Annotated in this window: 18 protein-coding genes and 1 pseudogene; 6 read left to right on the top strand and 13 right to left on the bottom strand. The window is 62.0% G+C overall.

The window, feature by feature from the left end; all coding sequences use genetic code 11:
• Positions 1–51 precede the first annotated feature (51 nt).
• The gene (gene shc, locus V5E97_RS24480; RefSeq protein WP_406694194.1) at positions 52–2,145 is read left to right on the top strand and encodes a squalene--hopene cyclase; all 2,094 of its coding nucleotides are present in this window, start codon (positions 52–54) and stop codon (positions 2,143–2,145) included.
• A gap of 321 nt (positions 2,146–2,466) precedes the next feature.
• Here shc and V5E97_RS24485 read toward each other — a convergent pair whose 3' ends face one another.
• From V5E97_RS24485 to V5E97_RS24520, 8 genes are all read right to left on the bottom strand, one after another.
• Entirely contained in the window at positions 2,467–3,252 is a 786-nt protein-coding gene (locus V5E97_RS24485) for a class I SAM-dependent methyltransferase (protein WP_406701207.1), read from the bottom strand.
• A 280-nt stretch (positions 3,253–3,532) separates the two neighbouring features.
• Complete coding sequence (locus tag V5E97_RS24490; protein WP_406694197.1) at positions 3,533–3,961, bottom strand: TIGR03067 domain-containing protein; 429 nt, start codon at positions 3,959–3,961, stop codon at positions 3,533–3,535.
• A gap of 889 nt (positions 3,962–4,850) precedes the next feature.
• Positions 4,851–5,336, bottom strand: coding sequence for a hypothetical protein (locus V5E97_RS24495; protein ID WP_406694198.1), 486 nt, complete (start codon positions 5,334–5,336; stop codon positions 4,851–4,853).
• Between the two features lie 584 nt (positions 5,337–5,920).
• Positions 5,921–8,119, bottom strand: coding sequence for an ABC transporter permease (locus V5E97_RS24500; RefSeq protein ID WP_406694199.1), 2,199 nt, complete (start codon positions 8,117–8,119; stop codon positions 5,921–5,923).
• A gap of 21 nt (positions 8,120–8,140) precedes the next feature.
• Entirely contained in the window at positions 8,141–9,433 is a 1,293-nt protein-coding gene (locus V5E97_RS24505; RefSeq protein WP_406694201.1) for an efflux RND transporter periplasmic adaptor subunit, read from the bottom strand.
• Between the two features lie 18 nt (positions 9,434–9,451).
• Positions 9,452–9,946 carry a hypothetical protein gene (locus tag V5E97_RS24510; protein ID WP_406694202.1) on the bottom strand — a complete coding sequence of 165 codons (495 nt, stop codon included), beginning with the start codon at positions 9,944–9,946 and terminating at the stop codon, positions 9,452–9,454.
• Between the two features lie 169 nt (positions 9,947–10,115).
• Positions 10,116–10,790: a TetR/AcrR family transcriptional regulator gene (locus V5E97_RS24515; protein ID WP_406694204.1), complete on the bottom strand. Its 675-nt coding sequence runs from the start codon at positions 10,788–10,790 to the stop codon at positions 10,116–10,118.
• 153 nt (positions 10,791–10,943) lie between these two features.
• Positions 10,944–11,150: a hypothetical protein gene (locus V5E97_RS24520; RefSeq protein ID WP_406694205.1), complete on the bottom strand. Its 207-nt coding sequence runs from the start codon at positions 11,148–11,150 to the stop codon at positions 10,944–10,946.
• A gap of 578 nt (positions 11,151–11,728) precedes the next feature.
• Here V5E97_RS24520 and V5E97_RS24525 point away from each other — a divergent pair.
• Positions 11,729–12,415, top strand: a complete 687-nt coding sequence (locus V5E97_RS24525) for a hypothetical protein (RefSeq protein ID WP_406694206.1) — start codon at positions 11,729–11,731, stop codon at positions 12,413–12,415.
• A gap of 455 nt (positions 12,416–12,870) precedes the next feature.
• Here the strand turns inward: V5E97_RS24525 and V5E97_RS24530 are convergent, their stop codons facing one another.
• The 3 genes from V5E97_RS24530 to V5E97_RS24540 are packed head-to-tail and all read right to left on the bottom strand — an operon-like array spanning position 12,871 to position 15,981.
• Positions 12,871–14,877, bottom strand: a complete 2,007-nt coding sequence (locus V5E97_RS24530; RefSeq protein WP_406694207.1) for a recombinase family protein — start codon at positions 14,875–14,877, stop codon at positions 12,871–12,873.
• Positions 14,870–15,079, bottom strand: a complete 210-nt coding sequence (locus V5E97_RS24535) for a hypothetical protein (RefSeq protein WP_406694208.1) — start codon at positions 15,077–15,079, stop codon at positions 14,870–14,872. The genes V5E97_RS24530 and V5E97_RS24535 overlap by 8 nt, the downstream gene beginning before the upstream one ends.
• Before the next feature lie 29 nt (positions 15,080–15,108).
• Complete coding sequence (locus V5E97_RS24540) at positions 15,109–15,981, bottom strand: IS630 family transposase (RefSeq protein ID WP_406694209.1); 873 nt, start codon at positions 15,979–15,981, stop codon at positions 15,109–15,111.
• Between the two features lie 351 nt (positions 15,982–16,332).
• Between V5E97_RS24540 and V5E97_RS24545 the strand changes: the two genes are divergently transcribed.
• The 3 genes from V5E97_RS24545 (at position 16,333) to V5E97_RS24555 (ending at position 18,946) form a co-directional block, all read left to right on the top strand.
• The gene (locus V5E97_RS24545) at positions 16,333–16,647 is read left to right on the top strand and encodes a hypothetical protein (RefSeq protein WP_406694211.1); all 315 of its coding nucleotides are present in this window, start codon (positions 16,333–16,335) and stop codon (positions 16,645–16,647) included.
• Between the two features lie 723 nt (positions 16,648–17,370).
• Positions 17,371–17,778: a hypothetical protein gene (locus V5E97_RS24550; protein WP_406694212.1), complete on the top strand. Its 408-nt coding sequence runs from the start codon at positions 17,371–17,373 to the stop codon at positions 17,776–17,778.
• Between the two features lie 316 nt (positions 17,779–18,094).
• Complete coding sequence (locus V5E97_RS24555) at positions 18,095–18,946, top strand: chymotrypsin family serine protease (RefSeq protein ID WP_406694213.1); 852 nt, start codon at positions 18,095–18,097, stop codon at positions 18,944–18,946.
• Positions 18,947–19,096: 150 nt separating this feature from the next.
• Here V5E97_RS24555 and V5E97_RS24560 read toward each other — a convergent pair.
• A pseudogene (locus tag V5E97_RS24560) lies at positions 19,097–19,246 on the bottom strand (SAM-dependent methyltransferase); the annotation flags it as partial.
• A 159-nt stretch (positions 19,247–19,405) separates the two neighbouring features.
• Positions 19,406–19,588, bottom strand: a complete 183-nt coding sequence (locus V5E97_RS24565; RefSeq protein ID WP_406694215.1) for a hypothetical protein — start codon at positions 19,586–19,588, stop codon at positions 19,406–19,408.
• A 445-nt stretch (positions 19,589–20,033) separates the two neighbouring features.
• Here V5E97_RS24565 and V5E97_RS24570 point away from each other — a divergent pair, with 445 nt between their 5' ends.
• Positions 20,034–20,357, top strand: coding sequence for a hypothetical protein (locus V5E97_RS24570; protein ID WP_406694217.1), 324 nt, complete (start codon positions 20,034–20,036; stop codon positions 20,355–20,357).
• The last annotated feature ends 86 nt before the right edge of the window (positions 20,358–20,443 follow it).

Raw genomic sequence — 20,443 nt, forward strand, 5'->3', positions numbered from 1 at the left:
TGATTCCGCTCGCTCGAAAGGATTCGAGCCGCATTCTCGGAGACGTTAAGGATGACGCTCGCCCCCACCGTTCCCTCTCGAGACTCGTTGGATGTGCTCGGTCTCGGGATCGCGAAGTCGCTGGCCTGGCTCCAGGCGGATCAACAGGCTGCTGGTTTCTGGGTCGGCGCGGTCGAGTCGAACTCCTGCATGGAGGCTGAGTGGATCCTGGCGATGCACGTCCTCGGCGTGCGCGACGATCCCAAGCTTCCGGGCGTCGTTCAGGCGATCCTCAACCAGCAACGCGAGGACGGGGCGTGGGAGGTCTATCAAGGAGCCGAAGGCGGGGACATCAACACGACCGTCGAGTGCTACGCCGCCCTGCGCGCTGCCGGTCAAGATCCGGAATCCCGGCCCTTGCGCGAGGCCCGGGCCTGGATTCAGCAGCACAGCGGCATGAGCCGCCTGCGCAACTTCACGAAATACTGGCTGGCTCTGATCGGGGAATGGCCCTGGAGCGAGACGCCGACTCTGCCCCCGGAGCTGATCTACCTGCCCCCTTGGATGCCGTTCAACCTCTACCAATTCGCCACCTGGGCCCGCGGCACCATTCTCCCACTGACGATCCTCTCGGCACGCAAAGCCACTCGCCCCTTGCCCCCGGAACGGAGGCTGGACGAACTCTTTCCCGAAGGTCGCAACCACCCCAATCATCGCCTACCACGTCGACATCGCTGGATTTCCTGGGAAGGTCCATTTTACCTGGCCGACCGGTTGCTGCGGTGGTACTCCAACTCGCCGATCCAGCCAGGGCGTGAAATGGCGATCCGGCTCTGTCTGGAGTGGATCATCAAGCACCAGGAGTCGGACGGGTCGTGGGCCGGGATCCAACCCCCTTGGATCTATGCCTTGATGGCGTTGAACCAGGAGGGTTACCCTCTCGACCATCCGGTCTTGCGGGCTGGGCTGGAGGGGTTCAATTCCTACTGGTCGTATGAACGCGAAGGCGCAACGTACCTCCAGGCCAGCGAATCGCCCGTCTGGGACACCGTCCTCTCGCTCCAGGCGATGCTCGACTGCGGCTGTCTCCCCCAGAACAGCCCCCCCATGGCGGCGGCCGTCGAGTGGTTGCTCGACCGCCAGATTACCTTCCCCGGCGACTGGAAAGTTCAGTCCCCCAAGCTTTCCGGAGGCGGCTGGGCCTTCCAGCGCACCAACCGCCACTACCCCGATATTGACGATACGGCCGTCGCCCTGCTCGTCCTCCATCGCATCCGACTGGAATCCTCGACCCCAAACCCACGGGTCGACGACGCGATCGAGAAAGCGACCCAATGGCTCCTGGGCATGCAGTGCACCAATGGCGGCTGGGCGGCCTATGACCGCGATAATACCCAGGCCTGGCTGACGAAGATCCCGTTCAGTGATTTCGGCGAGTTGATCGACCCGCCGAGCTCCGACGTCACCGCGCACGTCATCGAAGCCTTGGCCGCCGGGGGGCGAAAGCTCGACGACCCGGCCGTTGCCCGAGCCGTGCGCTACCTCCGGTCCGAGCAGGAAGACGACGGAAGCTGGTTCGGACGTTGGGGAGTGAATCACATCTACGGCACAGGCGCAGTCCTCCCGGCGCTTCAGGCCGTCGGCATCGACACGCGCGAGCCCTGGGTCCGCCAGGGAGCCGAATGGCTGGCCGCCCGCCAGAATCCCGACGGCGGCTGGGGCGAGACGTGCGCCTCGTACATGGACGCCAAGCTCCGTGGTGTGGGCACCAGTACGGCGTCACAGACCGGCTGGGCCTTGATGGGGCTGCTTGCGATCGAGACCCGAGGCTTCGACAAGATCATCCGCCGAGGGGTCGACTTCCTACTCGACCGCCAGGTGGCCGGCACCTGGAACGAGCCGGAGTACACCGGCACCGGGTTCCCTGGCTATGGCGTCGGGCATCGCGTCGACTTGCAGCACGTGGCCGGGGGCCTCGAGCAGGACACAGCCCTGCAACGTGGGTTCATGATCAACTACAACCTCTACCGACACTATTTCCCCCTCATGGCCCTGGGCCGGGCAAAGAGCCACTTCACATCCACACGCAAGCACTCCGGCCACTCACGACACGAGGGACCCAGCACGGAAGCAAAGGCCCAGCCGAGTCATCTTTCCATAGCATAAGACGTGATCGCATGGCCATCTGAAGTCCAATTCGGAACGTTGTCCAGGGTGTTATCCCCCCTCCCTTGGCCACTCCGGCATTGTCTTGTTTCGGGCGAAAAATAGAGCGGCGCCCGACCTGGGTTCTACGACAATTCGGCAGAAATCTCACCATTTTCCGTCTGAATTGAGACACGGGGCATCCACAGGGCCGAGGGGCAGTGGGTCGACCAGCGTTCCAGCTTCATTGTGACCTTGGCGGCCGGCCCTGTGAGGCCAGATTGTGTCGTTCCATTGGGGGATTCCAGAGCGGGGTATTCAATCGGATTGCCGCCCCTTCTGTCACGCCCCTGGCTTGCTCGCACGCGTGGCAATATACGAGGGGATGTGATCCCCGAGCACGGAGCCGGGGTCGATGTCCTCGTAGAATCCGGTCAGGACGAACCCGGCGGCCAGTTGTCCGCCGATCTGGTCGTCCAGGGTATGACCGAATGCCAGCGGCTCGTCCCGCTCGGCGAGCCGCCTCCGCTCCTCCTCGGTGAGGCTGGTGAGGTCCGAATAAGGGATCGTATAGGCGACTCGCAACTCACCTCGCTCTGAGGCGGCCTCGTCGAACAGGTAGGCCACCGGGTTGGTGAAGCCGGCCAGCAGCGAACCGCCGGGCCGCAGCACCCGGTACGCCTCCCGCCAGACGGGCCGCACGTCAGGGGCGAAGGTGTTCGAGCAGGGGTGGAAGATCAGGTCGAACCGGGCGTCGGCGAACGGAGACAGGTCCGCCATATCCCCCTGGACTGTCTCCAGGGCCAGCCCCTCCCGCTCGGCCACCAGGCGATCCTGGGCGAGTTGCTTGGGGCTGTTGTCGAAGACCGTCACCCTGGCCCCGGCGGCTGAGAGGATCGGCCCTTGCTGCCCGCCCCCGCTCGCCAGGCAGAGGACTTCGAGGCCCGCCAGCGGCGGGAACCAGTCGGCCGGGATCGGCTTGCTGGGCGTCAGCACGACAGACCAGTCACCCCGGCGCGCCCGGTCGATCACCTCCGGGCCAACCGGGACGGTCCAGCAATTGCCCCGCTCAACCTGGCGATCCCATGCTTGGCGGTTGTAGTCCAGGATTTCGTCGGGGGTGCTCATGTAAGATTCCGAAGTCCTTGTGATGCCCCCCGCCCATGATCCCAGATCCTTGGCGAAGTGGACAGAGCCGAGTCGCCAGAGGACCTGGAGTAGCCAGCCGGGCTCAGAGAGGTGCCGTAGAACGTAGGCCAGGGCGAAGGTCTGGGTCTCCGGGTCGAGCCCGTCGAAGGCGGATACCGCCGGTTTCGGGCGAGAGGCCATCTTATGAGGCCCCATCAGAACGAATCGGCCAACAGGAATCGCATTGGAACAGAATGCGGCGTAGTGACAGCTTACTCGCCTACTTGGCGGCTTTCTCCCGAATCAGGACATACTCAGTCTCACCGGTTTCAAGCTGAGGAGAAGGGAATCTCGACGGTCGTTTTCCCCGGTCGCTGATTCGGATCAGCAAAGCATCACCCTTGAACATGTAGTAACCGAGAAGAGTCACGGGAAAGTTAAACAGCTTGCCCTGGAGGTCGAACGCCTTCGGTGTCGTGGTGGTGTCGATTTTGAAGGTCGTTTTTGCCTCCGCATCCTTGGTCTTCCACGTCAGGCTGTTGCCCTCGAAGATCATGAGGGAGGGTTCATTTGTCCGGTCACTATTCTCCAAGTTCCTTCGTTCCCTAGCAATTCTCCATGTCCCCTGGAACAGATCCAAATCGCTCCTGGGAGCATCAGCAAAGAACAAAAGGCCGCTTGCCAGGATGGTAAGAGCGAAATGCCACATGGCTGCCTCCAAGGATTAAGTCGACTTGGCTCGGCAGCATTACAACCCAAAGCCCATCGTAAAGAAAGCTCGATTGCTCCCGCCCGAAACCCCGACAGACTTCTGGTCAACCTCGACCTTTGCCTTCTTGGCCACAAGTGCCTTGTGAACATCCGGGTGCTGCCCGGTCGGTTTCGGCAGATAGACGAGGCCACTGCGGCCCCCCTTTGGTTTTGGGATCGACGACCAATGACTCGTCGGGGATGGCCTCGTTCTTAGCGCAGATCTCGGGGTCCTTCCGCGTCATCCCCCTTTTTCTTCCTTGCTCTTCGGCTTTGGGGCCTCCGCTCCTCCCAAACGAGCCGGCCCTTGATTGTCCCGGATTCGACCTGGGTCGCGACGCCACTTCTTTCTTCCGCCGAGGGGGACGGCAAGGACATGCATTGCGACCTTGAGATTGCAATGCATGTCCTCTTCTTTCGTCTGGGACTGCATCACCTGGCGAACCTGGGGGTTGTCCGGCTCGTACGTAAGACAGTGGCGGTTTGCCGGGCGAGCCCACAGCCGTCATTTCCCTCCCGAACCCCGGGGGCCGAGCAGGGTTGATCGGTTCAACATCGTCCCCTTATTGTCGACTGCTGCGCGAGCGCAAGATGGACCCGCCTGTCCTCAGTGGTTCCCTGCGGCCGGTAGCCAGAGTGCGAATCCGGCAAAAGGCGGGATCGAGTCGCCGGGGCAGTCCGTGCGTGCGAACGGGTTGAAATCTCGCGACGCAACGTTCGTTCCGAGGATCTAACATCACTCAGGCCAGCACTGCAATGCATGTCCTTCTTGCTCTATCAGGGCAAAGCCTTTGCGGCTGCATCCATTTATAGTAGACATCTCAATCATATTATTCATGTTATTTTTTTTACTTTTTGACAATAAATTTTATCGATGGTGAAATAACATGAGTGTCTCTTGTTGCAGTTTTTCCCTTTTCGTTTTTGTAGATTGTCGTTTGGATGGCATCTACCCGGAGCGTGTAAGTCCCCGGTTGCTTGGGGGCCTTCATGTTGGTCTCGAAAGCTTGCTCTCCTGGCGAGGGGTTACGCTTTGGATTCATAGCACAAGAGTCTACTATTGTTTTTCCGGACAACATCTGAAGGATCATAAATGTCGGTGGTGCATTCCCGGTGGAGACCTTCAAGGCGACAGCGATTGGCATCTGATTCCCAGGCTGTGTTGATCTCTCTGCTTTTGTCGGCCTCTCAAACTCGAAGCGGTAGGCCGAAGTCTCTGCCTTGGATGACGGGTTGCCAGCTGGCGAATCTGGCTTGGAGGATGATGGTTTCGGATCGTCGCTTGAGTTGGCGGCTGCAAACAGCGCAAACGCAAATGCGATGCCAGTGAACATGGCGCGGGTCCTTCGGCACATTGATGGATTCAGGGTCAGATCAACCTTGACTAGAATCAGCTCAAGAATGCAATCTGAATTCTCGGAAATCTCGGATTTTTGCCACACGATCGATCTGATTATCCGTGCCGTTTTGCACCGTAAGCATATGTGCTCGTTGAAGTTCAGAAGCGGATCCAGGCAATGCTGATTTTTGGATTGCTGATATATTTTCCAGCAGCTAGCGAATGGGTGTTTTGGCCAGGACGAGCGGCTTCAATGCGTAAGGCCAAGGTGTTCAATCCGTTTCGACCCCAAATGCCACCAATGCAGTGAGGTGTGCCCCAACGCGGTTACAGGTGATGACCACCACGGCCTCAGACGCCCACGAGGGGATTAGAATCCAGGCCCGGCCAAGCGCACCCCGGTCGTGTCCATGTCGAACCTTCCACTTAACTACAATCCCGGCTTGGTAGAGGCGAGTGTGATTCGATCGGAAATGGCACGGCAAGCACATGCATTGCGATTTTGAGATTGCAATGCATGTTCTTTTCTTTCTTTATGACAGTCGACACGGTTCGGCACCCTCGGAAGAAGACGCTCGGTCACTCGTAACGCAGGGCCACGATGGGGTCCGACCGCGAGCCCTTCCACGCGGGGTAGAACCCGAACGTGATGCCGACGCCCGCGGAGACCAACACGGCGGCGATGATCGTGGTCAACGACGCCTGGGTGGGCCAGTTGATCAGCCAGCGCACGAGCACCGACGCGCCCCGGCCCAGCGCAATCCCCGTTCCCCCGCCCACGAGGCAGAGCACCACCGCCTCGACGAGGAACTGGCGGAGGATGTGGTAGCTCCGCGCCCCCACGGCCATCCGCAGGCCGATCTCGCGGGTTCGCTCGGTGACCGACACCAGCATGATGTTCATGATCCCCACGCCGCCCACGACCAGCGAGATCATCGCCACCACAAGCAGGAGCAGGCTGATCGACTGCGTGGTGGCCGACAGCATGTTCATCATCTCCGTCATGTTGCGGACGTCGAAGTCGGCCTCCGCGCCCTCGGGGATGCGGTGACGCTCCCGCAGCAGGGCGGTCATCTGGTCGATGGTCGCCTGGATCTTCTCCTCCGAGGCCACCTTCACCAGGATCTGGTCCACGTTGGTGAACCGGACCGGCTGCGGATAGTTGGCGACCTGGCTCGACGAGCGTGAGGGGTATTTCGAGGTCGGGGGCGGGTAGAGGTTGCTCAGCGTGTTCACCGAGCTGGCGGAGGATGAGCTGCCGCTCTGGTTCGTGTTCGTGTAGGTCGTGCCGCTGACGCGATACTTGATCGTGGTCCAGGGCGCCAGGACGACGTTGTCCTGGTCCATGCCGATCATGTTCGCCCCCTTGCGACCCAGCACCCCGACGACGCGGAACGAGACGTTGCTGATCCTCAGCTCCTTGCCGACGGGGGACGCCTCCGGGAACAGGTTGCGCCGCACGGTGGTGCCGATCACGCAGACCCGGTTGCCGTTACGGACGTCGAGGTCGGTGAACATCTCACCCGCCGCCATGTTCTGCCAGTCGCGCACAACCAGGTAATCCGGCGTCGTGCCGCTGATCTGGTCGGGCACCCAGTTGCGGTTGCCGTGGACGAGTTGCGAGCGGGCGCGGACAAGCGGGGCGATCGCGCTGACGGCCGAGCATTGCCGACCGATCTCGGCGGCGTCATCAGGCGTGAGGGTAACCGAGGTGCTGGTGCCCTGATTCACCCCGCCGGTGCTTGTTGAGCCGGAGAAGACCATGACCGTGTTCGCCCCCATGCTGGCGATGCCCTTCTGCACGACGGCCTTCGAGCCCTCGCCGATCTCCGTCATGGCGATCACGGCCGCCACGGAGATGATGACACCCAGGGCGGAAAGCCCCGACCGCATCTTGTTCCGCCGCAGCGCACCCAGTGCGGTGCGCCAGGTGGCCGGCAGGAAGGAGGACGATCCGAAGCCGCGCGGTCTCGCCGTCCCATCGCCGTAGAACTGGGAAAGGCGTTGACCGGGGGACGAGCCAGCCTCGTCCTCCGCTTCCCGCGGCGCCCCGCCACGGCCGCCCGCGCGATCGGCATCCCCTGACAGGACCGCGCCGGTCTCGTCGCTCTCGATCATCCCGTCCACGACGCGGATGGTGCGGTGGGCGTAGGCGGCGACCTTCGGGTCGTGCGTCACCAGCACGACGGTGATCCCGGCCGCGTTGAGCTGCTGGAACATCTCGAGGATCTCGACGCTGGTGCGCGAGTCAAGGTTCCCGGTCGGCTCGTCGGCGAGGAGCAACGAGGGGCGATTGACCAGCGCCCGCGCGATCGCCACCCGCTGCTGCTGCCCGCCCGACATCTGCGACGGCTCGTGCCGGACCCGGCCCCCCAACCCGACTCGCTCGAGCAACCGCCCGGCGAACTGTTCCGCCTCGCCCGGTGAAGAGCGTTGGGGGGCGTAATCGAGCGGTAGCATCACATTCTGGACGGCCGTCGCCCGTGCCAGCAGGTTGAAGTTCTGGAAGACGAAGCCGATCTTTTGCGACCGCACCAGCGCCCGCTGGTCGGCTCCGAGTGGGCTCATCTCCTCCCCGTCGAGCCAGTACCGCCCCGAGGTCGGGTGGTCCAGGCACCCGAGGATATTCATCAGCGTCGTCTTGCCGGAGCCCGACGCCCCCATCAGGGCCACCATCTCGCCGCGACGGATGGACAGCGACACCCCGCGGAGTACCGGGACGTCCACTTCCCCGACGCGGTAGGTCTTGCGGAGGTCCTCGACCCGAATCAGTTCCATGTCAATTCGACTCCAAATGCGTCAGAACGGCCCCGACCCGGCGGGCATCTTGGGCGGACTCGGGAGGAACGGATTCTTCTGCTTCGCATCGTCGCCGTTGTCGTCGCCCTTCGGGTTGTTCGCACCTGCTTCCCCGATCACCACGCTCAAGCCTTCCTTGACGCCGTCGCCACTGACCTCCGTGACGGTCCCGTCACTGGTCCCCGTCACGACGGCGAGCGGGCGGACGGTACCGCGCCCGGCACGCACCCAGACGACGCCGCGATCGGGAGCGCCGGGCGAGTCCGCCGAACGCGGACTCGCGTCCTGGACGGCCGCGTCGAGTTGAGCGGCCTCGGGCTTCCAGCGGAGGGCCGCGTTGGGCACAAGCAGGACGCTGGGACGCTTCTCCACCTCGAACTGGACGTTCGTCGTCAGGTACGGCAGCAGCTTGCCGCCGGTGTTGTCCGTGGTCACGACGACCGTGTAGGTGACGATATTCTGCGTCATGCTGGCGTTCAGGCGGATCTGACTCACCTTGCCGCGGAACAGCTCGCCCGGGTAGGTGTCGACGGTGAACGTCGCGGGCATGCCCGGGTGGATGCGGCCGATGTCGGCCTCGTTGACCGAGGCCCACACCTGCATCCGCCGCAGGTCCTTGGCGATGAGGAACAGGCTGGGGGCGTTCAGGCTGGCCACGACCGTCTGGCCGACGTTGACGCGGCGATCGACGATGACGCCCCGCACGGGCGACTTGATCGTCGTGTAGCCGACGTTGATCTTGGCCGTGCTCAGCGCGGCCTCGTTCTGCCTGATCGCGGCCTTGCACAGGGCGACTCCGGCCTTCGCCACCAGGACGTTCGCCTTCGCGGTGTCGAGGTCGGTCGGGGAGATCGCGTTCTTGGGCACGAGGCTCTGCGCCCGCTTCCATTCCTTCTCGGAGAGCATCCACTTCGCGTCGCTCTGGTCTTGGTCGGCCCGGGACCGCTCCAGGGTCGCCTCCGCCTGGGCCAGCGCCGCCTCGTACAGGGTGGGGTCGATTCGTGCGAGAACGGTGCCCTTCTCGACGGCCGATCCGTAGTCGATCGATTTCGTGGGATCGCGCGGGTCCTGGCCGAACTCCAGGATGGAACCCATGACCTGGGCGCCGACGTCGACCACCTCCTCAGGCTCTAACGTCCCCGTGGCGCTGATGGACGAGAGCAGGTCGCCGCGGCGGACCTCCGCCGTGCGGAAGGCCACCCGAGGCGCGGGCGCGTTATGCACGGCGTAGTACGCCGCACCGGCCGCACCGGCCGCGCCGGTGAGAGCGAGGACGAGTAACGTGATTTTCATGGAGATGACCTCTCCGCGTTATCGCGGCCGTTGGTGGGGTGTCGGTGAAATCACTCGTGATCGGCCCCCGTGCAATGCGCGTGCATCGGCCTCCTCGCCGTAACGCAGGAGCATCCTCTGCCAGGACATCTCGGCGGCACGGTGGCGAAGCCACGAGGAGACGCCGTAGGCGAGAAGGACGACCGCCGTGAGGGCGGGACCGCCCGCCACGACGACCTGGCCGAGGGCGAGCAGGTACATCGCCATCCCGCTCACGACGAACCCAAGGAAGATCGAGACCGGCTCGGCGAGGGACGGAGCCAGCAGGGCGAACCCGCCCGCCAGGTGGGACACACCCAGGAGCATCCGGGAGCCGGGGCCCAGCCCGATCCGGGCGAGGTCTCCGGCGGCGCGGGCGTCGAACAGGAGGCCGAATCCAAGCGCCAACAGCACGGTGGCCAGGGCCGGGCCGACGACGGTCAGGGCGAGCCGCGCGGCCCGGCGGCGACAGACAGTCCTAAGGCGTGCGGACATTGGAATAACTCCACGAGAAGTGAGCCGAGCGCAATCTGAAGTCGGGCCGTGCGGGCCCGGTGGAGGTTGCCCTCCATCATCCCTCGTCTTGACGTCGTCGATGGGGCGAATGTCGGGGTCCATCACCCCCGAGGTTGCGCCAGGCTCGTCTCGAACCCGGCCACGCCGGTCATCGCTTACCTCTTCCCCCGGCCTTCGGCTTCCGCCCCCTTGTCGAGGGCTCCTCTCTCTCCGGCGTCCGCTCCGCGACCCCGCCGAGGCGGCCGAGGATCATCGCCCTCACGGTGCGATGCACCGCCACCCGGTCGATCGCCTCGGGGTCAACGTTGAGCTGCATGGTCAGGCCGCTCAGCATCCCGTGGATGACCGCGGCGAGGGCCTGCACCTCCTCGGGCGCGAGGCCGCCCTGCCGGGCCTCCTCGGCAAGGTCCTCGGCGATCCGGTTGCGCAGCTCGGCGTTCTGGGCCGCCAGCCGGGTCCGGAAGTCCTCGCGGTGGGACATCTGGGCCAGGAAGGTGTAGTTCAGATAGTCGACCTCGTCGTTGACCGGCTTGCGGTTGAGCACGAAGTCGAGGCCGACTTCCAGTCGCTCCCAGCCCGACTGCGCCGCCGCGAAGTCTGCCTCGGCGCTCGCCTTGAGACGCTCGATCGTGGCGTCGAAGACCGCGAGGATGATGTCCTCCTTCGAAGGGAAGTGGTACGTCAGGACGCCGCGGCTGATCCCGGCCTCCTGCTCGATCTCGGCGAGCGAGGCACCCTGGATGCCCTTGCGGTGGATGACCTTGCAGGCCGCCTCCACGATCTGGGCCCGGCGGATCGCACCGATGTCGACGCGGCCAGTCATACGAAGCTCCTCCCTTACACCACCAGGTTGGCGTGGCGGTCACCACAGCGGCCGATGTCGAACCCGCCCATGCCCGCCTCCGGGAGTCGCGAGGTCGTCCCCTGGAAATCCGAAATCAGACCATTCAGTCTGATAGTAGACCGATTGGACTAGTCAGTCAAGGGCCTTTCCGAGAACGTCCTTCGGCTCATACGCGTGCGAGCCCCACCGACGTTCGGAACAGCAAGGAGGGACGGCGACAGCAAAGACAGCAAAGGCAGCAAAGGCAGCAAAGACAGCAAAGACAGCAAAGACAGCAAAGACAGCAAAGACAGCAAAGACAGCAAAGACATACATTGCGACCTTGAGATTGCAATGCATGTCCTCTTCTTTCGGCGACAACCTCGAATCAAAATCTCCAACAGACTACGTCCGGCCGCTTAGCATCTCCTGGCGTCGACTTGCGTTCTGCCGCATAACCCAGGTCAGCACGCCCGGTAGGTCTTCCTCGGGCGTTTCCATAGCTCGGAGAGTGCAGATTGCCATCACGCGGAACGCCCGGTTGACTACACCCTCTTCGACTCCGACGTCTCCCGGATGGGCGTCGATCACTTCCCCCAAATTCGTCGCGCAGAGCCTCGGCAATCCAGAGGATCAGGCGAAACTCGGGGGTCCGCCGGCCGGGGCCGTCCTGGCCCCGAGGAAGAGCATCCCGAGCCGGGATGCGGAGCGACGATCAGGGACGGCGGCGAGCCACAATCACGAACCTCCAAGAACTTGTTGCCGCAAACTTGTTTTTAAGGCACCCCGCCTATTGTAACACTTGTACAGGATCGGGACACTTTCCGTGTGCCTCGCTTGATGCGATATTGATGCCGATGGCCGGTGAGAACGGCCTATCGCACACGGCGATGAACGGGATTGGCGATTCAGAATGAACTTTACGATGGAGTGACAGCATGACAACGGAATTTAAAGCAGCCGAATTCATCAAGGCGATGGCTGAGGGAACCCTGGACCCCCTCAGGCCGAAAGGCCCAATCGTCATGCTCGGTATGGCGATGCAGGCCGAGGAAGCCCCCGAGGCGATCAGATTCTCTGTCGGTGGCTCGTGCTCGACATGGATCAGAATTCCTGCCAACCAGATAGAGAAAGTGGAACACATCTCCGATGTCCAATGCAAAGACCACCAGCACCCGCTGGTTCAAATTACGTTCCGCGAACCAGCAGAGTTAGACTCCGCCGCTCGGGTATACTATGAGCTCATTCGCCAAACGGTGTCCGTTCAACCTACGGCTTCACGTGATCAGGGTCTCGACCAAACAAGAAAGTTCTCACGTGGCCACACGCACGTCCCCGACATTCCCACCAATCCGATCGAAAATCGATCCCGTGACGGGTACTGCCATTCAAGGACAATTGGGTTCCGTTACAGTACATTTGTGACTTGTGCAGCTCCCAATGGCTCCCGCCGCCGTGGATATGGAGAAGCCAGAATTTATTATGCCAATGGTGATGCTGATGGGGATGCCATCATTCTCGCCGGCCACCGAGCCTTGCGCAGCGCGGGTTGCAGTGAGGAGTTTCCCGCTGCTACATATGAACTAGGAAGTTACAACTGGATTACCGGCTATGACTGCCCTTGACATTCCGCGATCTGCTTGAATCTAGTGGTCCACCACCGTTGGAATGCAGGGGGGCAATTTGCTCGACTGGTAGTTTCTTGCGCAAAACACTCCGCAAAACGACGGAGGCGGACCACTAAGCGGCCGGACGTGATTTTTTGGGAACTTTTGATGGCAGATGGCTGCCGTAGCTGGAGAAGCCCGACTCGACCGCATCCCGCAATCCGGCTCGCGTCGTGAAACTGCGTTGGGGGATCTCCTGATGTTTCACCTGCCGGAACACCGATTCGATCTGCCAGCCATAATGCCCTCCAAGAGTGAGGTGTGGTGGCCCGGCTCGGCATGAGCCGGGCCACCATAGCCTATCTCATCGGGCGGGGCTTGGGCTTGATCAATTCCGCCAGACGGTCCTTGTTCGACCGGGTACGCGGCAGGGCACGGAGCTCCCGGAGCCGGGCCAATTCAGCGGCGTCGGCCTAGATCACGTGGCGGCCCTGAGCGTCGCGGCTCGATGTGAGCCAGCCGGCGCGGAGCCAGCGTCTCACCGAGTCCAGGGCGATCTCCAGCCGATGCGCCAGGCCGCTGGGGCGATACTCGTCCTGGTCCAGGTCGGGCGGGCGAACGTGATGCTTACGAGGGGCCGGTTCCAGGCGGGTCAGGAGCCCTTGCACCATACCCCGGCTGAATCGGGCGACTCGCTTCGGAGGTCGGAAGCCCTCCTCGTTGAGCCGTTCGGCGATCTCTCCGGCGCTCAACCCCTCGGCGCACAAGGCCCGTAGCCTCGCAATCAGTTGGGGATAGTCGGCGCGGAGGTCGTAACGCCTCACCGGCCGGGACAGGACGTGGCATTCCACCTGGCCGCCGATCCAATGCAACTCGACATCCACCCGATCGCTGGCCTTATCGATGATCAAACTCACATGCTCGATCAGGAGCCGGGCGATCCGTTGCCTGTCGGCCGGCGTGGTCGTGGCCGCCCGCCAGACCGATGGCAAATCGGCAGCCAAGCCACGGATCGCGAGCTCGTTCTCGGGCGAGAGCCGGCGGGGAGATGTCCGCAACCATCGCTCGTACTCCTCCTCAATTTGCCGCTGGGACTTCAGCGAATCCTCCCAGCGACGCTCCAGTTCGCGGCCGACGAGCCGGTTCTCCGGCTCACAAGCCTGATACTGACGGGCCGAACGATCGACCTCCAGAGCGGCCCGCTCGCGACGCAGTTGCCAGTGTCGGGCCAACTCGGCACGCTCGCGCTCGACGTCGGCCACTGCCGCCAGGCTCGCCTCCAGGGCCACCGGCTCGACGGCTGCCAGCACTCGCCCGGCGATCAGGTCATCAAGGACCTGCCCCGAGAGGCTCTGACAGAGCGGCTGGCCATAGTCGGCAGTGCCTCGCGTACAGTTATAGGCATGATGATTTTTCGGCCCGGAGTACAGCACGATCATTCGCCGTCGGCATCGCCCGCACCGGAGCAAGCCGGGCAGGAGCGAGGCCCCCTGACGTGGTGCGCCCGGGCTGCCCTCCCGGGCACGGTTGGCGTCGAGCTGATCCTGGTTGGCCTGGAACCGGTCCCATGTGATGTACGCGGGCAACCGGACCCGGATCAGCACCAAACACTCCTCCGGCCGGCAGATCAGCCTGCCGGTGGTCGGCTGTCCGGGCTGCTTGCGACGCGGGTCGATCGGCCGGTGGCCGAACCGGTATGCCCCGGCATAGCAAGGGTGGTGAAGCAGATTCGACAGCGTCGTCCGGTTTGGCCGCCGCCACTCCAACAATCCGCGGCCGGGCCCCGACCGAGCCCGGACCGGGATGAGGACCCGGTGATCGACCAGGTAACGGAGTAATCCATGCAAAGTAATCGCCTTGTTGAACTGATCGAAGATCAGCCGAACGATCGCCTGGACTTGCTCGTCGGGGTCGATCGCCCACTCGCCCGAAGCGAGCCGGATGTACCCGATCGGCGGCACGCCCATCAATGCCCCCCGTCGGGCCTTGTTGAGCTTGCCCTGATACATGCGTTCTTTGAGGACATGAAGCTCTGCCTCGCTCATCATGCCGTGAAGACCCAGCAAGAGCCTGTCATTGTGATCGGTCGGATCATAGATCGCCTCCGTGTCGGCCAGGAGGACGCGGAAGCGGGCACAAAGCTCGAGCAACTGGTGCCAGTCGCGGTTGGAACGAGCCAACCGGCTCATCTCCAGGCCGAGGATCAAGCCGACGTGGTCGAGTGCGACCTCGGCCAGGAGCCGCTGGAACCCGATACGTCCCTCGATCGACTGGCCGCTCTTGCCGAGGTCATCGTCGATCGTGGTGATGCGATCGGGCGTCCAGCCGAGGGCGACGGCACGGCCGGCCAGGGCGTACTGCCGGGCGGTGGACTCCTGATGATCGATCACTTGTTGAGGCGTGGATTGACGGACATAGACAAAGGCTGATCGGTCGAGGTGCCAAGCCCTGAGCTTTGGCGAGCGCAATGGGTCACTCATGGCCGACCTCCTCGCCGCACGAGGCCGCTAGGACTCTTGCCAGGAGCCGACCGAACAGGTCGCGGATCTGCCGTTGTCGGTCGCTCGAGAGCCGCGCCCAAACGGTCGGCGTGGTCAGCGGCGGGGAGGGAGGGGTCGTCAGAGGCGGGGGGGGACGAAGCGTCGGGTTGTGGTGGGCATGGAGTCTCTCCGGGTGTTTCAATCAGATGCTGTCGGCAGCACGCGGCCAGTTCAAGCAACGCGGCGACGCCGATAATAACCGCCACGGGTGGGCTCGCACCACCTGTCGCTTGAGGTGGAGTCTGCTTGGTCCATCTCGATCAGGTTCAATTCCGGGCTATACGGCGGCAGGAAGTACAGGTAGATCCCCGACGCGGCCAACGCCCGACGCGCCTGCCGGATCACCGCACTCGTGTGGAAACTGGCATTGTCCAGCACCACCACCCGGGGGCGTTTCGACCATGGCAAGGCCTTCAGGAAACCGAGCAGGTCATACGAGTCCCAGGTCCGCTCGGCCGTGAAGATTTCCAGCCGTGGCGATGCACCGAAGGGGCGGTAAGCGCCCAGGGCATTGACCCTCCTCCCCTGAGGGGCCTCGTAGCGGATGAATTTGCGTTGCTTCGGCAGCGACCAGCTATAGCCCACCGGCAGCGTCGGGGAGAAGCCGCACTCGTCGAGATAATAGAGGATCATGTCGCCTGCAATCGCCTTCGACTTAAGGTTGTCCAAGATGCGGCCGGCTCGCTCGGCCTTGGCCGGGTCCTGCTTATGCTTGAGGGACGATGCGGTGCGACGGTAACCCGCCTGGATTCGTTTCAGGTGGCGACGGACTTGCCTGGCCCCCAGGCTAATGCCTCGCTCGGCCAAGGCCTGGCTGAGCTGCCGGCTGGTCCAGGTGCGGTCTTCGGCAAGCAATCGCCTCAACTCCTCCGCCACCCGGTCCAAGTGGGCGATGTTGGGGGGCGGGCCGGATCGAAATGGGTAGAGGGCCTCGAGGCCACGGGCGAGGAAGCCGCGGAGTGTGTCGCGGACGGTCTGGCCGCAGTAGCCGAGGTGTTTGGCGATCCGAGGAGGCGACCAGCCGGCGTCGGAGAGGGTGACCATTTCGATACGGTCACGGCCCCTCGGTGGAAGCGGTTGCCGCCTCAGAACTTGAAGTTCATCACGGATGGTATCGTCAAGGTAAGTGCGGATCATACGGAATTATAGGAAGTCCACGTCCAGCCGCTTAGTCCGACTCTGAACATCACTCAGGCCAGCAGTACAATGCGTGTCCTTGCTGTTCTGCTCAACCACTGGCACGGTGCGGGGAGCGAATGCGAGGATATCATGGCTGGCTCCGTCCGGGGCGATCGGCAGGGGTGGTAATCGCCATCGTCCCGGACGGCCCTGGTCTACCCAGAGCTTGTTTGGCAACCCGGAAGCGAAGCTTGTCTTGATAAAAAGAGGCTTGTCTTGATAAAAACGATCTGGCGGCGACTTACCCTCTCGCTTCCCCTCGTGCCGGTCGGCTGCGCGCTGATCGCCACCGCTCTTTTCTTCTCGCAAGGCGGGTTCGGCGGCGGTCATGGCGACGCCGATTTTGCGATTGGGGTCCTCGGCCTGCCGTCCGTCGCGTTGCTCGAGCGTGGCTTGCCCATACCACATATCCTGGAGTCCAGCGACCTACTCATGATCATCTGGTATCCGGCATTGCTGAACTCGCTCTTCTTCTGGTGTCCCTTGGCGTGTTTCATATCTCTGGTGGGGCGACTCCTGCGTAAGCGGTAGGTCCAGGGCGATTGCACCGTAACCTATACACCGGAGGGGGACGGCAAGGACATGCATTGCGACCTTGAGATTGCAATGTCATGTCCTCTTCTTTCGTCTGGGACTGCATCACCTGGCGAACCTGGAGGGTTGTCCGGCTCGTACGTAAGACCGTGGCGGTTTGCCGGGCAAGCCCACAGCCGTCATTTCCCTCCCGAACCCCGGGTGGGGGGGGGCCGAGCGGGGTTGATCGGTTCAACATCGTCCCTCCCTTATTGTCGACTGCTGCGCGAGCGCAAGATGGATCCGCCTGTCCTCAGTGGTTCCCTGCGGCCGGTAGCCAGAGTGCGAATCCGGCAAAAGGCGGGATCGAGTCGCCGGGGCAGTCCGTGCGTGCGAACGGGTTGAAATCTCGCGACGCAACGTTCGTTCCGACGATCTAACATCACTCAGGCCAGCACTGCAATGCATGTCCTTCTTGCTGTTCCCGTCAGGCGGGGGATGAGCGTGCCTTAACGCGTGCTTCTCATCCCAATCTCGCCGTATTTCTTTGACATGGGAATGCGGCAGATGTCCAATATGAGTTCAGAAGAGCCCGGCGAGGATCTGGACATCGGGGTCAACACTCATCTAGCTGACCCCGGATTAGATCGATCACGTGCGACAATAGGCCAACCGCGCGGCTTGTGAACTCAACGAAGCGGCAACATTCCGCTACGGACATCCTATATTGAGTCTTAAATTATGACTATTACATGGATTCAGGTCGAGATTCAGAACGGATCGGGTCTTCCGGTTGCAATCGGTGGTCAAGGCGACATTACTCTGCGAAACGACTCGGGCCTGCCGATCATTATCCTTAACGGTCAATCGGCGGGAGCCCCCGGAGTGACCCACGTGAGCATTGCGGCCACCCAAACCGCTGACATCTCACGTACGCCGAACGTCGATCTCACAGTCCAAGTGGCCCGTTACGACTTCGACGATACGCCGCCGATCGCCATCCCCGGCGTAATCGCTCTTTCCTTCCCGATTCGCACGATGCTCTCTAACGCAAATCTAACGCAATTAGGAGCGGCGCTTCCTGCCGGGACACAGCCAACATTCTCCATCGCACCAGACGGGATGATTAATACCATTAGCCTCATTTGACCTTATCGTCCCAAGAGTAGAGATAGACGGCGAAGTCAAACCTGCGAGAGCCTAGCGAGTTGTCACGTCAATTTCAGGTGGACAAATGCCGGATTACACCACTGCAAGCCGAACTAAGGACCATTTCCAGATACAACTGCTTCGGGACCACCCGGAGATCGTATCGATAGCGCCTCGGCTAAAACTCGATTCAGTGGGTCGTCCTACCGGTGATGGCATTATCGTGATCGGTATCGCACCACGCAACCCTCTACGTCTCAACGGTGGGGCGTCACTCGCTCCGGCCAGTCCTCCGATCCCGTCGAGCCTGCCCGCGGTGGACAACGAAGGGAAATTCGCCGGAGGTGATCCGGTGCAAGTGATTGTCGAAGACACTGGGCCGGTTGTGGCCGAAATGAACACAGCGCGAGCGCGGCCGTGCGACGGGGGATTTAGCGTTGGCCACGTCAACGTGACAGCAGGCACCTTCGGCGGAAACGTCCGCTTCGGGGCTAATTTCGGGTTCATACTGAGCAACAACCACGTCCTCGCAAATGTCAACGCGGGGACCGTGGGTGACAATGTACTCCAGCCCGGGGTAGCCGATGGTGGAACTGTCCAAAACGACGTGATCGCAACTCTCACAAGGTGGGTGCCGATCGATTTTGCTACCGGGGCGAATAATGAAGTGGATTGCGCGATCGCCGAGGCGGTTAACCCGGGAGACATTACAAGGAACGTCCAGGGTATCGGCATACCCGGCGCGCTGGCCGACGCCACCCCGCAGCAGGCCATTCGAAAATCGGGGCGGTCGACGCAACTCACAACAGGCACCATCGTCTCAGACAACGCGACCACTAGGACTACTCTCGGAGGTCAAACCGCCGTATTCGTAAACCAGTTACAATACACACAGATGACGAACGGCGGAGACTCAGGCTCTCTGATCTGGGATCAGAACAGTCTCACTGTTGTAGGCCTACATTACGCGGGTGACACATCGAACAGTTACGGGAACAAGATCCTTCGCGTCCTTGCTCTCCTCAGCCGCGCGTTCACCATCTACGACGTGAAGGGGAAGGCGACACACTTCGACGAAGCTGATATTTGCCTACTGGATCAGCCCAAGGGATTGAACAAACACAAACTCAAGAAGGCCGCGACGCCGAAGCGGAAGTCCGTCAAGTAATCCTCGCCTTCCCAGTAATGCTACATCTTGTCAATTATGGTATTATAAGAGACCTCCTGCGTACTCGCGACATTGGTGAAAGAGCCCGATATCAGCTCTGGACGGCAAGGACATGCATTGCGACCTTGAGATTACAATGCATGTCCTCTTCTTTCGGGGCGTCAGCACGACGGACCAGTCACCCCGGCGCGCCCGGTCGATCACCTCCGGGCCGACCGGGACGGTCCAGCAATTGCCCCGCTCGACCTGGCGATCCCATGCTCGACGGTTGTAGGCCAGGATTTCGTCGGGGTTGCTCATGCGCGATTCCGAAATCCTTGTGATGCCCGCACTTGATCCCAGATTCTTGGCGAAGAGAACAGAGTCGAGTCGCCAGAGGACCTGGAGTAACCAGCCACTCCAAATGCGAAATCTGGGAGATTCCGTAAAGATCGAGGCCTGGACGATTGCCTCGACGGGTTACTCGGGTTTTCCGTCGTGCCCACTTCGGTGCCTGGCCACCGCTGGCCCCGGTGCGAACTCGAACTCCATTCCCAATTCGTGCTCGGCCTTCACCAGCATGGCCCAGGCGGTCCCCTTGTTCCAGGCGTTCACAAAGTTAATGGCAATGACATACGTTGTAACATTGAGATTGCAATACATGCACTCTTCTTTTGTCTGGGACTGCATGACTTGGCGAACCTAGGGGGTTGTCCGGCTCGTACGTAAGACCGTGGCGGTTTGCCGGGCGAGTCCACAGCCGTCATTTCCCTCCCGAACCCCGGGTGGGGGGGGCCGAGCGGGGTTGATCGGTTCAACATCGTCCCTCCCTTATTGTCGACTGCTGCGCGAGCGCAAGATGGATCCGCCTGTCCTCAGTGGTTCCCTGCGGCCGGTAGCCAGAGTGCGAATCCGGCAAAAGGCGGGATCGAGTCGCCGGGGCAGTCCGTGCGTGCGAACGGGTTGAAATCTCGCGTTGCAACGTTCGTTCCGACGATCTAACATCACTCAGGCCAGCACTGCAATGCATGTCCTTCTTGCTGTTTGGGAAGTCTTGTCAGACGGAACTCGTCGGCTCCCCACAATCATCCCATTCGGTGGATAACGAATGACCTACCCATCAGAGCTTGAGCTACGTGAATATTTCGGCGTCGATCCCGAGCGATCGGACGATGTAACTCTGTTCCGAGTCGCTGATGTGGCGGGTATTAGTCTGGTATTCTCCTACAACGATACGGACGATTCGGTGCAAACCGCATTGAATGTTGCCGATCGCTGCATCAGTGTGGTATCCCACGAGAAGATGAGCCGCTTGTGGATTGACCAAGACACCCTGCGTGCAGAGTTCACGTACAGCGACAACATCGTGACCCTCTCTCTCCTCGTAAATCCAACGATTAGGGTTGACTGGAGCGGCCTACGATCGTCTTGAGCATCGCCTACGCCTCCTCCTCCTGCATGCAAGTAGATGCCCTACCCGCCCGCACACAGCCACCCACCCCGTCCGCCCTCCACCCC

Origin of the sequence: Singulisphaera photorubra (assembly GCF_045290345.1) — a bacterium.
GTDB lineage: Bacteria > Planctomycetota > Planctomycetia > Isosphaerales > Isosphaeraceae > Singulisphaera.